General features: G+C 46.0%; 13 protein-coding genes and 1 tRNA gene. 3 read left to right on the top strand and 11 right to left on the bottom strand.

Annotation, left to right across the window (positions count from 1 at the left end; translation table 11 throughout):
• Positions 1 to 10 precede the first annotated feature (10 nt).
• Together dapE and prmB are read left to right on the top strand one after the other, a co-directional pair.
• On the top strand, positions 11 to 1,162 hold the full coding sequence (gene dapE / locus ICN22_RS04815) for a succinyl-diaminopimelate desuccinylase (protein WP_216169132.1): 1,152 nt from the start codon (positions 11 to 13) through the stop codon (positions 1,160 to 1,162).
• A gap of 38 nt (positions 1,163 to 1,200) precedes the next feature.
• Complete coding sequence (gene prmB / locus ICN22_RS04810; protein WP_216169131.1) at positions 1,201 to 2,097, top strand: 50S ribosomal protein L3 N(5)-glutamine methyltransferase; 897 nt, start codon at positions 1,201 to 1,203, stop codon at positions 2,095 to 2,097.
• Positions 2,098 to 2,112: 15 nt separating this feature from the next.
• Here prmB and radA read toward each other — a convergent pair whose 3' ends face one another.
• From radA to ICN22_RS04795, 3 genes are read right to left on the bottom strand one after another with little or no spacing between them, the layout of a single operon-like run.
• Entirely contained in the window at positions 2,113 to 3,477 is a 1,365-nt protein-coding gene (radA, locus tag ICN22_RS04805) for a DNA repair protein RadA (protein WP_216169352.1), read from the bottom strand.
• Between the two features lie 4 nt (positions 3,478 to 3,481).
• A complete protein-coding gene (locus ICN22_RS04800; protein ID WP_216169130.1) occupies positions 3,482 to 3,991 on the bottom strand; it encodes a hypothetical protein in 510 nt (169 codons plus the stop codon).
• Complete coding sequence (locus ICN22_RS04795; protein WP_216169129.1) at positions 3,988 to 5,928, bottom strand: potassium transporter Kup; 1,941 nt, start codon at positions 5,926 to 5,928, stop codon at positions 3,988 to 3,990. Before ICN22_RS04795 ends, ICN22_RS04800 begins: the two co-directional genes overlap by 4 nt.
• 156 nt (positions 5,929 to 6,084) lie before the next feature.
• Here ICN22_RS04795 and ICN22_RS04790 point away from each other — a divergent pair.
• A tRNA-Met gene (locus ICN22_RS04790) sits at positions 6,085 to 6,161 on the top strand.
• 96 nt (positions 6,162 to 6,257) lie between these two features.
• Here ICN22_RS04790 and ICN22_RS04785 read toward each other — a convergent pair.
• The 8 genes from ICN22_RS04785 to ICN22_RS04750 are packed head-to-tail and all read right to left on the bottom strand — an operon-like array spanning position 6,258 to position 13,282.
• On the bottom strand, positions 6,258 to 6,899 hold the full coding sequence (locus ICN22_RS04785; RefSeq protein WP_216169128.1) for a DUF6803 family protein: 642 nt from the start codon (positions 6,897 to 6,899) through the stop codon (positions 6,258 to 6,260).
• Between the two features lie 58 nt (positions 6,900 to 6,957).
• Positions 6,958 to 7,293, bottom strand: a complete 336-nt coding sequence (locus ICN22_RS04780; protein WP_216169127.1) for a hypothetical protein — start codon at positions 7,291 to 7,293, stop codon at positions 6,958 to 6,960.
• Positions 7,294 to 7,345: 52 nt separating this feature from the next.
• Positions 7,346 to 7,738 carry a type II toxin-antitoxin system HicB family antitoxin gene (locus tag ICN22_RS04775; protein ID WP_216169126.1) on the bottom strand — a complete coding sequence of 131 codons (393 nt, stop codon included), beginning with the start codon at positions 7,736 to 7,738 and terminating at the stop codon, positions 7,346 to 7,348.
• The gene (locus tag ICN22_RS04770; RefSeq protein ID WP_216169125.1) at positions 7,739 to 7,930 is read right to left on the bottom strand and encodes a type II toxin-antitoxin system HicA family toxin; all 192 of its coding nucleotides are present in this window, start codon (positions 7,928 to 7,930) and stop codon (positions 7,739 to 7,741) included.
• A gap of 50 nt (positions 7,931 to 7,980) precedes the next feature.
• Complete coding sequence (locus ICN22_RS04765) at positions 7,981 to 10,470, bottom strand: DNA internalization-related competence protein ComEC/Rec2 (protein ID WP_255533839.1); 2,490 nt, start codon at positions 10,468 to 10,470, stop codon at positions 7,981 to 7,983.
• A 4-nt stretch (positions 10,471 to 10,474) separates the two neighbouring features.
• Entirely contained in the window at positions 10,475 to 11,335 is an 861-nt protein-coding gene (locus ICN22_RS04760; protein ID WP_216169124.1) for a TatD family hydrolase, read from the bottom strand.
• Complete coding sequence (locus ICN22_RS04755) at positions 11,332 to 12,027, bottom strand: ABC transporter ATP-binding protein (RefSeq protein WP_216169123.1); 696 nt, start codon at positions 12,025 to 12,027, stop codon at positions 11,332 to 11,334. The genes ICN22_RS04760 and ICN22_RS04755 overlap by 4 nt, the downstream gene beginning before the upstream one ends.
• On the bottom strand, positions 12,020 to 13,282 hold the full coding sequence (locus ICN22_RS04750) for a lipoprotein-releasing ABC transporter permease subunit (protein WP_216169122.1): 1,263 nt from the start codon (positions 13,280 to 13,282) through the stop codon (positions 12,020 to 12,022). The genes ICN22_RS04755 and ICN22_RS04750 overlap by 8 nt, the downstream gene beginning before the upstream one ends.
• Positions 13,283 to 13,289 lie beyond the last annotated feature (7 nt).

Below are 13,289 nucleotides of genomic sequence, written 5' to 3'. Positions count from 1 at the left end.
ATCTAAATATATGAGTGCCACCCTAGAGTTAACTGAAGCCCTCATCTCCTGCCACTCGGTCACCCCGGCGGACGGAGGCTGTCAAGAACTCATCGCTAAACGCCTTCAAGCCATTGGCTTTCATACAGAGAGCGTTGTGAGTGGTCCTGATAATTTTCAGGTTACTAATCTATGGGCAATCAAAAAGGGTGCGTCTGGAGATCAGGGTAAAGTCTTGGTATTTGCTGGCCACACTGATGTTGTGCCTACTGGCCCATTAGAAAAATGGACCAATGATCCGTTTACTCCAACTATTAGAGATGGTGTACTTTACGGTCGTGGCGCTGCGGATATGAAAACCTCTCTCGCGGGATTTGTAGTCGCCACCGAAGAATTTGTCATCACCCACCCAGATCACAAAGGCACTATTGCCTTTTTGATTACTAGCGATGAAGAAGGTCCAGCCAACGACGGCACTGTCGTCATGTGCGAGCGTCTGCAAAAACAAGGTCAGCGTTTAGATTACTGCGTAATTGGTGAGCCAACGTCAGTTGATCAACTCGGCGACATGATTAAGAATGGTCGCCGTGGATCACTCTCGGGTAAGCTTCGAGTTAAAGGTATTCAGGCGCATATCGCCTACCCTCACCTGGGTAAAAATCCTATCCATCTTTCAGCGCCTGCAATTCAAGCGCTCGTTGAAACTGAGTGGGATAAAGGTAATCAGTATTTCCAACCTACGAGCTTTCAGATTTCGAATATTCATGCAGGTACTGGTGCGAATAACGTCATTCCTGGGGAGTTAGCAATTGATTTCAATTTCCGCTTCTCTACCGAGAGCAAACCAGAAGAGCTACGTAGTCGCCTAGAGGGAATTCTCACTGCCGCAGGTCTCGATTTTGAAATTGATTGGGTCTTAGGTGGTAGTCCATTCATTACCGGCGATGGCGCCCTCGCTGGTGCCCTACGCAAAGCCATTAAAGCTGAAACGAAGATCGATACAGAACTCTCGACTACCGGCGGCACAAGTGATGGTCGATTTATTGCAAAGATCTGCAAAGAAGTAGTCGAGTTTGGACCACTTAATGCGACCAGCCACAAGATTGATGAGTGCGTGATTGTGGATGATGTGGTGCCACTCAAAAATATCTATCGCAAGACACTTGAGCAACTCGTTGCTTAAGACTGCTTCGTCAATTACCTTCTTTATAAATATTCCTCATGGACCCTGCGCCCCAGCAATCTCTGACGCTTGATCAATGTATTAATCACATTGCACAAGAATTAGAAACAGCAGATTTACATTATGGTCATGGCGCCATTGATGCGCAAAGTGAAGCCCTTTGGATTGTCAGCAAACAACTGGACTTAAGCCCTACGGATGCGCTGGATCACTTAGAGCAAGTGATGAGTGCCGAGCAAGTTGCGCAGGCGTTTGAAGTGGCAAAAACCCGCATCTTCACACGTAAGCCATTAGCTTATATCTTGGGCGAAGCCTGGTTAATGGGGGTACCTTTTTTCTCTAGCGAGCAGAGTATTGTTCCCCGCTCCTGGATAGCTGAGCTCATCGTAGATGGCTCTCTAGAACCTTGGTTGCCGGCTGATGGCAAAGCGCTTGATCTTTGCACTGGCAATGGCTCTCTAGCGATTTTGTTAGCCTTAACTTGCCCCGATATTCATGTAAGTGCTTGTGACATTAGTTTACCTGCATTAGCAGTGGCGTCACGTAATCTTGATCGTCATAGTCTGACTTCACAGGTAGAACTTTTTGAGGGCGATCTCTGGGATGCGCTACCAGAACCCCATGAAGATAATCTCTTTGATCTCATCATTTGTAATCCGCCTTACGTCAACGCCAACTCGATGAGCGCCCTACCCGCTGAATATCATGCGGAGCCTGCTCTTGCATTAGCAGGTGGTGATGATGGCATGGATCTGATTCGGAAGATCATTGCTGGCGCGCGTCACTACCTATCTGAGCGTGGTGCCATTCTGATTGAAATTGGTAACGAGTATGAGCACTTTAAAAGAGCGTTTCCTCAAATCCCGGTCATTTGGATGGAGGTATCCGCAGGCGAAGAACAGGTGCTACTGATACAAGCGGAAGACTTGCGCTAAATTCAATCCTGAGATTTAACTCAACTCTGCCGCTGCAGAGATCGCTTGATCAATACGCTCTACTGGTATCACCCTTAATCCCGGGATCTTGGTCTTCGGCATATTAGCCTTGGGAATAATAGCTACAGTAAATCCGAGTTTAGCGGCCTCTTTCAGGCGCTCCTGACCCCGTGGGCAGGGACGAATCTCACCTGCCAAACCAACCTCACCAAACACAATCAACTCCTTAGGTAAGGCCTTGTTGCGAATCGAAGACTGAATTGCCAATAGCACTGCTAAGTCTGCTGCTGGCTCTGAGATCTTCACACCACCTACTGCATTTAAGAAGACGTCTTGATCAAAGCAGGCAACACCGGCATGACGATGCAGTACCGCTAAGAGCATCGCTAAGCGAGCTTGCTCTAAACCAACGGCCAGGCGACGGGGATTAGGAATGTGCGCGGTATCGACTAGCGCCTGAATTTCAACCAAGAGCGGTCGACTACCTTCTTGTGTAACCAATACACAGGCACCCGGCACCATCTCCGCATGCTGGGAAAGAAAAATTGCTGAAGGGTTTGCAACACCACGCAGACCTTTTTCAGTCATCGCAAATACACCGAGTTCATTGACTGCGCCAAAACGATTTTTAATCGAGCGTACTAATCTAAATGAGGAATGCGTATCACCCTCGAAATACAAGACGGTATCAACAATATGCTCAAGTACACGGGGGCCAGCTAAGTGACCATCTTTAGTGACGTGCCCCACCATCAAGACGCAGATACCACTAGATTTGGCAGCTCTGGTTAATTGTGCAGCGCACTCCCTTACTTGGGCAACCGAGCCTGGAGCCGAGCTGAGCACCTCTGAATACAAGGTCTGAATGGAATCAACCACTAAGACCTGTAGCTTTACCGTATCCATAATAGATAGGAGCTTTTCTAACTGAATCTCTGCCAATACCTCTAATTGCGGCGCATCGAGCGCAATACGTTTGGCACGTAATGCAATTTGCGCTGCAGATTCTTCACCACTGCTATAGAGCACGTTCATGCCAGCAGCGCTCATCTCAGCAAGGGCTTGGAGCAAGAGAGTGGATTTACCAATGCCAGGATCACCGCCCAACAGAACAACGCCACCAGGAACTAATCCACCGCCTAGTACGCGGTCAAACTCTTCTACACCAGTACTAAAGCGCGGCAGGTCTTCAGCCGAAATAGCAGAAAGCTTTTGACGGGGGAGCGACTGCGCTAATCCCTGAAAACGGGTATTTGAGCTGACCTCAGGAACACCTTCTTCCAGGGTATTCCATGCCTGGCATGAGGGGCACTGACCTTGCCATTTGGCAGAGGTTCCGCCGCATGACTGACAGATATAGATTGTTTTTATTTTAGCCAAAGGATTAATCGAGCTGAGTGCCCGCTTTGTTTTCTTGAGCACGCTTAGGTGCATCTTTGCGACGTTGCTCTAGGTCTGCCGCACGAGCAGCAGCAGCTTTTTGCTTCTCTTCAAACTCTTTTTGATTGGCTACACGTTCAGCAGCTTTTTCAGCAGAAGCGCGTTCAGCAATCTTGGTGGCATCGCGTTGATCTTTAATACTAGCCCGTAACTTACGCTGCACCTCATGTAACTCTACCTCTTGCACACGAATAGGATCGATTTCTTTACGATAAAGCGCACGTGAATCCTTTAAGCAGTCGTTAACCCAATACTTTTGATAACACTCTGAGTTGGTTTTATCCCAGCGATACTTAGCCCAATCACGTTGCAGTTCGAGATCACGCTCAATCTTATCCAACTGTTCCAACTGCGCTTCCTCGGCAGGGGTCGCTAGCGAAAGAGTGCTGAAAGAGCAAGCCAACAGCAAAACCCAGAACGAGCATAAGGAGCTTAAAGAAAACAGCTTGCTCAAATCTCTACCTTTGCACCAAGCTCAACTAAGCGATTAGTAGGAATCTTGAAGAAGTCCGATGGCTTGGCTGCATTTTGCATCATCCAACCAAACAGTTTCTCTCTCCATAAGGCCATCCCAGGATTTGCCGATGGAACGATAGTGTCACGTGCAACAAAGAATGAGGTATCCATTAAATTAAATTCAATATTTTTCTGCTCACTAAGTAATGACAATACCTTATTGATGTCGGGCGATTCTTTAAAGCCGTATACTGCTCTAACTAAGAATATATTGCCGCCCAAATCGTTAATACTCAAACGCTCCTGATCATTGACGTAAGGCACATCCCAGGTGCTGAGCTTCACAAAAAAGATACGCTCATGCATTACTCGGTTATGTTTTAAGTTATGCAACATCGCTATCGGCACATAGTCGATGTGCGCGGTTAAAAAGATAGCTGTTCCCTCAACACGGTGTGGGGGGTGAGCCAATAAACTGGCCACAAACTCTTTCAAATGGATCGATCCCTCAACTAATTTATCGCGTAAGAGTTTGCGTCCTCGATACCAAGTGATCAAACAGGTAAAAATGATGAGGCCTAAAAATAAAGGATACCAACCGCCATCTTTAATTTTAATTAAGTTAGCACTCCAAAAAGCAAAGTCTACAGTAAAGAAAATAGCCGTCAATGCTAGTACTAAAAAGAGATTCATCTTCCACTCACGATACATGACCACGCCCAATAAAATTGCTGTAATCATCATGGTAGATGTCACAGAAATTCCATAAGCGGCTGCTAAATTTACAGATTCCCTAAATTCAATAATAGTGACAACTACCATAAATAAGAGAGCCCAATTCACTACTGGAATATAAATCTGTCCCTGCTCAGAGTCAGAGGTGTGCATGATAGTCATACGCGGCATAAAACCAAGCAATATAGCTTGGCTCACCAATGAGTAAGCACCTGAAATCACCGCTTGGGATGCAATGACAGTAGCTGCAGTAGCAAGACCAACAACAGGCCACAAAGCCCAATCTGGAACCATTAAATAAAATGGATTTGAGGCGGCCCCTGGATTGGACAACAAGAGTGCGCCTTGTCCTAGGTAGTTAATCAAAAGGCTAGGCAAGACAACAATGAGCCAAGCATATCGGACAGGGTTTCTTCCAAAATGTCCCATGTCTAAGTAGAGCGCCTCAACTCCAGTAACGACCAGGACGACAGCGCCCATCACAATATAGGCAGTGGTTGGGTGATCTATTACAAACTGCACCGCATACATCGGATTAATTGCGCCGATGATTTGCGGCGCCGCGCCGATATTAATAACACCTAATGCCGCAAGAGTAATAAACCAAGTGAGGGTCACTGGGCCAAAAAGATTACCAACTGCTGCCGTGCCATATTTCTGAATCATAAATAAGGCTACCAAAATGACTAGGGAAATAGGGATAATGAATTTATGCAAGCCAGGCGCCGCAATTTCAATACCTTCAACAGCAGATAAAACAGAAATTGCTGGGGTAATGACAGACTCACCGAGTAGCATGCAAGCACCGAGCATGCCTAGAATCATTAAGAAGAAATAGCTTTTTGATTTGCTATCAAACGATCTGAGCGCTAAAGCCATCAAAGATAAAACACCACCCTCACCTTTATTGTCAGCACGCATCACAAATAAAACGTATTTAAAGGTCACGATCAATATCAAAGACCAGATCATCATAGCTATCACGCCAAATAATGCCTCTGGAGAAAATGGGATGCCGTGCTGTGGATCAAAGCACTCTTTGAGGGCATACAAAGGACTGGTACCAATATCGCCAAACACTACACCAATAGCAGCCAACATCATCGTCCCCAAGCCTTTTTTATGGCTATCGTGATCACCATGCAGATCAACGGGCTTTAATAAATCAGAACTTGAAAACTCAGGATTACTAATAGACATCTCATCACCTTTGAGCAATATTGCGTTGCGGTATGTTACACCTTATGCAGACTGACTCTCAAGTCATATTTCTGTTTAAAAACCGCTTTTTTAAGCACCAAATTAAGGATTATCTCGACAGAGGTGGTCAAAAAATGTTAGAATCACAGCTTCAGACGCGGGGTGGAGCAGTCTGGCAGCTCGTCGGGCTCATAACCCGAAGGTCGTAGGTTCAAATCCTGCCCCCGCAACCAAACAGTAGAAGGCTTCTAAGTCAATTGACTCAGAAGCCTTTTTGCTTTCTTGGAATCATGTAGTTGCCATGCATAGGATGCATGGCAAATTTAGACCTAATGCGTGTGATTTTTTGGATTTATGGGCATCTTATTGGGATTGCTATTGGACATATTCCCACTATTCATCATCTGCTGATGCGCCCCCTTCATCCCTTCATGCATTTCAGGGTGACAAAACTCATGGTCAGCACTACTTGTAGCACCACTCATCTGATGCGTATTGGCACCTTTGTAACCCAATAAAGCAGGATCAAGCATCCCTGCAATCATGGCAATGTGTCCAAAGACCAAAAACAATGCAACGCAGGTCGCATGAATTTTCAGCTTACCCGTGTGGTCTAAGGCTTTGTTCACAAAACCAAACTCTTGCAGGGCAATCCAAATCAAAGGTAAGCCACTAATCAGATAACTAGCAACCGCAATCACATCGATAGCGGTGCGCCATTCATTATTCTTAGTGATGGGTAGCACCGCAGTAGTCATTAAATATGCAATAACGCCAATGAAATACAGCCCCACCGTCGTACCCGCAAATCGATTGAGGTGATAAACAAATCCATCGAACTTTCGGGTAAATAAGATATATAGCTCAGTGATTGCTAAAGTTTCAGCAAGCACTATCGGTATAGCCATAAAGATGAATAGATTCCAAGGCTGATTGTCAGCCAATAACTCCATGTAGTGAGTCATGTTCATTACGATTCTCCAAAACGAAAATTATCAAAAGGCATCTCAATGCCACAATCAAAAGTGATTACAGATAATTTCTGGGAGGCTTGTAAATGGATTCGGCAATATTGGATGCGGGTGTTGAAGCATCCCTGTGTAAGTGCACATCGACCTGCTGTGATGCAAAAAACTCAGGAGAAACACTCAGAATGGCAACTACTGCGCAGCAATAGTGGGTGGCGCTGGCATTGGCACTAGACTTACCATCCTCAGTAAGGCTGGCAGATCCCGCCTCTTGGCAGTGATCATGACTCGATGCTACAACAATACTACTAGCTACATTTAAATCAACAGGCATCATCGCAGCGTTAATTTGGCTAACGAAAAAACTGAGGAAGAGAAATGTAATGAATTTCTTCATACTTTTAGTTTACGCTGAATATTAATATTAGGATGCCAAAAGATCGGGCACATCAAGCAGTTAGTGCCAAATGTGCAATAAATGCAGATCTGTTTTCTCCAGCCTTTTTTGCTTTTGCATCTAATCTTGCCAATACTCTTTTTGGAAGAGTGATATTTATTCGCTCAATTTCATCCGAAAGCAATGCTGGATCAATTTCCACAATCGCCCAAGCCCAACCCTTATATTCTTTTTTCTTCTGTAGTTCTCTTAGGGAGCTAGGCTTTGGTATTGCTTGACCTCCATCTAAAGCCATCTCAATCCAAAGCTCTATAGCCTCCTTGGCCTGATCTATTGCTTCATCAAGGCCGCTATCAGCAGCAGAAAAACAACCAGGCAAATCTGGGACAACAACTCCCCATGCATTTTTCTCGCTTCCTGGCTCAATCGCTATTGGATATTTCATCTAAGACTCCTCCTTTAATCTGGCTTGTTTCAGTATTTTTTCTACCAACCCCAAACCCAAGTCTTTTTTTGGATGCGGGATACAGACATGTCCAGACTTTGTTTTATGAGTAAATATGTGATGCGATCCTTGTGTTCTGCTCAACAACCACCCATCAACCTTTAAAAGCTCAATTAGCTTTTTGCTATGCATTGATCTCCCTTATATTATACACATCATACACACAACATAATTCATTTGCTCTAGCTTGGCTCTCGATGCCATAGTCGCCTGCTATCCTGCCGCCAAAATAGCAACTCACCTTGCCTACGCTCTGATTTGGCCGGAAATTTCCAAACCTGTGCACCAGTAGTTGGTGTTTGATAAAAAGGAATATTCATACTTTGGTATCGGGCAGTAACTGTTGGGTGAGGATGCCCATAACGATTACAATACCCGTTTTGCGCAAAGGCTTTATCTGGACTGAGTGCCATTAAGAGCTCATTCGATGAGGATGTTTTGCTACCGTGGTGTGGTGCCATGAATATCAAATTCTTATTCTTTAGGTGATTGAGAGCTATTTGGGTTAAGCGTTCTGTGATTTCTGCTTCACCCTGCTTTTCTACATCACCCGTTAACCAAAATGAAGTTGTTTGATTGCGAACTTCTAGAACGCAACTGACTTCATTAGGCTTTCTGGGGTGTTGATCCTCAAAAACTGTCTGCTCATGCGGATGCCATATATGAAACTCCACCCCATCCCATGACCATTGCTGACCAAAGCGACAGGGAATAGCAGGAATCTTTCTCTTTTCTAAGTTGGCGAGCAAGGGGTTGGTGCTAGGCAAGGATCCCATCATGGAATCAAAGTTAACTTCTTTAAGTAGAGTTGCGGCACCTCCTATGTGGTCGCTATCACTATGGCTAATCACCATGCGATCAATGTGATCAATTCCTCTCCCTCTCAAATACGGCAGGATAATTCTTTGACCAGCATTGTCTTTCCCCTGAATAGGTCCAGTGTCATATAGCAGTCGTTTTGTTTTGGTTTCGATCAAGACTGCCGTGCCTTGGCCGATATCCAGTACCGTTGCACGAAACTCACCCCTTCCCAAATGGGTTTTAGTCAGCGGTTGAATAAATAGGGTCGCGCACAACACGAGTCCCATGCATCTTGACACCCAAGCCTCTTGTATAGGCCCAGGACGAATCGCTATGATGATTCCGATAGTGGATAAGGCTATCGCCCACCAAGCAGGCTGGCTAGACCAAGCAATTGACCATTTCCAGTTCGCCATCCAAGCAAGCATGATGGCCAAGTAGTCCATCGTGGCATGAGCTGGTATCAACAAACATTTGCCAATGAAGTCAGGCAACAAAGCGCCGGCGATAGCCAGAGGTGTGACGATGTAACTCACTACAGGAATGGCAATCGCATTTGCCAGTGGCGAAACAATCGAGACTTGATAAAACCAATACAAGGTCAATGGTAAAAGTGCAATAGTGACAACCGCCTGCACCCGGCAAGCTTCACGGAGCGCATGAATTAATCTATCTTTCCAATGCACTTCCAACTCTCTACCGGTAGGCAAGCCCAACAAACCATCAGAATCTTGCATTGCATACAAGATCGCCGCTACCGCTCCAAACGAAAGCCAGAAACCCGGTGTATAGGGTGCCATCGGATCAATGACTAGTACAAAAAATAGGGCCCACCACCAGATATCAAATGAGCGCGGATTTCTGCCGGACCATAAAGCAAAAGCAACCACCCCAACCATATACATCGTTCGCTGCGCCGGAATCTGAAAGCCTGCTAACCACGCATAGACGAAGGCCGTCAAAAAACCTACTGCAGCAGCAACCTTGCCAACTGGGACTAGTAGTGGCAGTGTGTTGCGACGCCAGAAAAATGTAGCGAGCATGGCACCAAATCCAGCCAACATCGTGACATGAAGACCGGATATGGAGATCAAATGGCCTATACCAGTAGCATTAAATACACGCCAATCTTCCTGGTCAATTGCATTTTGATCGCCCATCACCAAAGCTGCAATTACTCCACCATAGCGAGCATCTCTGGGTAATAGACGCTGAATTTTTTGCCTTAACTTCCAGCGCTGATACTCCATTGCCAGTGTAAATTCTGTAAAGGCAATCTCTTTTTCAAGAATTAACTTTCCTGACCTGACTGATCCACTGGCACCAAAGTCTTGATGGAAGGACCAGCGCTCAAAATCAAAAGTATGGGGATTGAGAGACCCGTAAGGTCTTTTGATTTTGACTTTGAATTCCCAACGCTGACCTGGAATAACTTCTGGCACATCCTGAGGATTTCGCCATGCGGGCTGCCAACTCAAATAGATCTGCGGAGGAAATGATTCAATCAACTCCTTACCTAAAAATGCCTGATCTACCTCAAAAGAAAACTTAGCACCACTGGGAGAGCTCTGTGGCAAGGCATTGACTCTGCCCTCGATCACAAGGTCTTTACCCTCATACTCGATTGAGAGGATATTACTTAAACGACCTTGCGCATAGTCTGCATTCCAAGCAAACCCCAAGCTGCAACAACAGACCGCTAGTAATACGCTACTAGTATTGCGATATCGAATCGATTGGCGATTGAGGTAAACGCCTAAAAGGGAAACGATGATAGTCGCCGCACACATCCAGCCCCAATACTCTGGCACGGCAGGTAAAAATAGAAGTAGCGATCCCCCGGCAATAAACGCCGCAATATTGGTGCGCAAGTTTTTAAGAGGCGGATTGTAAGTTTGGATTGTCAGTCATGAGGGATGACCAACGGGGTAATGCTTGCATGGCATTTTGCCAAACTGCTTTTGAAAATACATCCTCACTAATTCCACGAATGTCTGCTAATTGGCTAGCAATCCTAGGAAGCAAAGCAGGTTCATTGAACCTGCCACTCTCCTCTTTCAACCAGGCCGGCGGAATGTCAGGAGAATCGGTTTCAGTAACGATGCAATCTAATGGCATCTCTTGCAGAAGTCGTCGAATTTGCAACGCTCGATCGTAGGTAGCCGCGCCACCGAAGCCTAACTTAAATCCGAGCTCAATAAATTGCTCGGCTTGCTGATGGCTACCATTAAAAGCATGTGCGATACCGCTAGGAATGTTTCTTTTACGCAGCGCTTTAAGAATGGCATCCTGTGAACGGCGTACATGCAAAATCACTGGCAACTGAAATTGCTGTGCCAAATCCAATTGCTTGTGGAAGAAAAATTCTTGACGCTGGGGGTCAAGTCCTTCGACAAAATAATCCAATCCAATCTCACCAATACCCACAAATCGAGGATCATCCAATGATTGCTCAACGTGATTTTTGAGAGTGTCGATATCGCTCTCTTGAGCGCGATTGATATAAAGAGGGTGAATGCCTAGGGTATAGACCAACCCCGGGATTTGATTACCATACTGATTTGCTAAATTTTTAGCTGGTACCCAATCAGAAGCTTGAACCGTAGGCATCAGAATGGCTTTAACGCCTTTATCCGCCGCACCTGAAATAATCTCTGGAAGAGTATCTTTAAACTCCGGAGCATCTACATGGCAATGGGTATCTACCCATGCAAGTTCTTTATTCACTTCGCTCATTGTGCGAAAGTCTTTAATACTCCGCGCTCTAAATGCAAAATCCGGTCACAACGTTTTGCGCGAATAGGATCATGAGTGACGATCACAAAAGCTGTGCCCTGCTCACGGGCAATATCTAACATCAAATCAAATACGCCGTCAGCAGTTTCGGTATCGAGATTACCTGTCGGCTCATCCGCTAAAACACAAGAGGGATTACCAACTAGCGCACGAGCCACTGCAACACGCTGACGCTCGCCACCAGACAGTTCGCCCGGCGTGTGCTGAACACGCTTTGCTAGGCCAACTGCATGCAACATTGTGCTTGCTCGCTCCATGGACTCTTCATTACTTAAGCCGCGAATACGCAAAGGTAGCGCCACATTCTCAACGGCACTAAATTCATCTAGGAGATGGTGGAACTGATAAATAAAACCCAGATTGTGATTGCGTAGTTGATCTAATTTGCTGATCGGCAATTTATGGAGATTCTCACCAGCAAGCATCACAGTGCCAGCGCTGGGTGTGTCTAAGCCACCCAATAGATGTAATAAGGTGCTTTTACCTGAGCCAGAAGATCCTACGATGGCGACCTTCTCAGAAGCGCTTACCTGTAAATCAATTTCTTTCAGGACATCAACTGCAGTCGGTCCTTTGCCATAGGTCTTTGCTAGACCCGTTGCACTCAGAATAATTTGATCGGAATTACTCATAGCGCAATGCCTCCGCAGGCTGAACTTGGGCGGCTCGTCGACTTGGATATAGGGTGGCCAATACGGATAGACCAAAGGCCATCAGACCCACGGTGACTACATCAGATAAACGAACATCTGAGGGAAGCTCGCTAATAAAGTACACATCGCGCGGCAAGAAACGCACGCGGAAGATAGCTTCAATTGCAGGCACAATCACATCGATGTTTAAAGCTATGAGAAGACCTAAGCCAACACCGGCCAAAGAACCCAGCAAGCCAATCGCTAAACCTTGTACCAAGAAAATTCTCTGAATGAGTCCTGGGCTCGCGCCCATCGTTCTTAAAATTGCAATATCAGCCTGCTTCTCATTGACCGTCATCACCAAGGTGGATACTAAATTAAAAGCAGCAACCGCAATAATCAAAGTCAGAATGATGAACATCATCTTGCGTTCAGTTTGAACAGCAGCAAACCAGTTGCGATTGGAACGTGACCAGTCGCTTACCCACAAAGCTTGTGGCACAACTTGGGCTAATTCAGATGCTATCTCTGGTGCACGCTGCATATCATCGACCTTCACGCGCAAGCCAGATGGGTCTTGCAAGCGCAGTAGAGCTGCGGCATCTTTCCAATGCATGATGGCTAGAGAGCTGTCGTATTCATAATGCCCGCTATCTACAATGCCAACTACTTGTAACGTTCGCATTCTAGGCATAGCGCCTGCCGGAGTCAGATCACTCTCTGGCACGATCAAATTAATACGATCACCAAGGCGAGCACCAACCATATTGGCAAGCTGTGCGCCTAAGGCAACACTAAAAGCCCCTGGCTTGAGATCCTCGATGCTGCCAGTAACAAACTGCTTAGGTAAATCAGAGACTTTGCCCTCTTCACTTGGCAATACTCCCCGAATAGACACGCCACGCATCACATTCTCACGACTGAGTAGGCCTTGCGAACTGACCATCGGAGCAACACCTACCACGTGGGGTTGGGCAGATACCTTGAGTGCAATAGACTCCCAATTGACTAAACCATCTGGAGCAGTAATCTCAACATGAGAAAGGACGGATAACATGCGATCACGTACTTCTTTCTGGAAGCCATTCATCACAGAAAGCACCACAATTAGTGCGGCAACGCCTAAGGCGATACCTGCGGTGGAGATTCCAGAAATAAAGGATAGAAAGCCATCACGCTTACCCACTGTCTTGCGACGCTTAGATCGGGTATAGCGCAGGCCAATTTCAAGCTCAATAGGTAGTCTCAACATGCTTACA

Origin of the sequence: Polynucleobacter bastaniensis (genome assembly GCF_018882205.1) — a bacterium.
In the GTDB taxonomy this organism is placed as follows: Bacteria; Pseudomonadota; Gammaproteobacteria; order Burkholderiales; family Burkholderiaceae; genus Polynucleobacter; species Polynucleobacter bastaniensis.
The sequence above is the reverse complement of the archived record's forward strand: the minus strand, read 5'-3'. Positions and strand labels throughout refer to the sequence as shown.